We start from the raw sequence: 361 nt of genomic DNA on the forward strand, positions 1-361 counted from the left end.
ATACCTTGGGAGTGACGGGGCGGAGTGGGCCAAGCAGGGGGTAGATTACTTCCCTGGGGCGGTACACGTTTTGGACCCTTACCATTTGAACCGGCGGCTTATAGAGGCTTTTTGGCACGATGAGGAGACCTATAGTGGGATCAGGCAGGCCATTTATCTGGGGGACTGGGAGAAGGTAGAAGAGATTTTGGGAGGAGCAGCAAGGAGAGTTCGCGGGGCTAAGAGGAGGAGAATAGAGAAGCTCTGGCAGTATCTCAAGGAGAACTGGTCGGGGATAGTTACCTCTTCTGTTGCGGAGCATCTGGGGGCCATAGAGGGGCAGGTACAGCACAACGTGGCGCGGCGGATGAAGCGGTTGGGA

At 56.2% G+C, this 361-nt stretch carries 1 protein-coding gene; it reads left to right on the forward strand.

Going from position 1 to position 361, the window contains the following annotated elements; all coding sequences use genetic code 11:
• Positions 1-361: UPF0236 family transposase-like protein (locus DXX99_RS11110; RefSeq protein ID WP_205664718.1), on the forward strand; the 361-nt coding region annotated here is incomplete at both ends.

Origin of the sequence: Ammonifex thiophilus, assembly GCF_003368535.1 — a bacterium.
Taxonomy (GTDB): domain Bacteria; phylum Bacillota; class Desulfotomaculia; order Desulfotomaculales; family Ammonificaceae; genus Ammonifex; species Ammonifex thiophilus.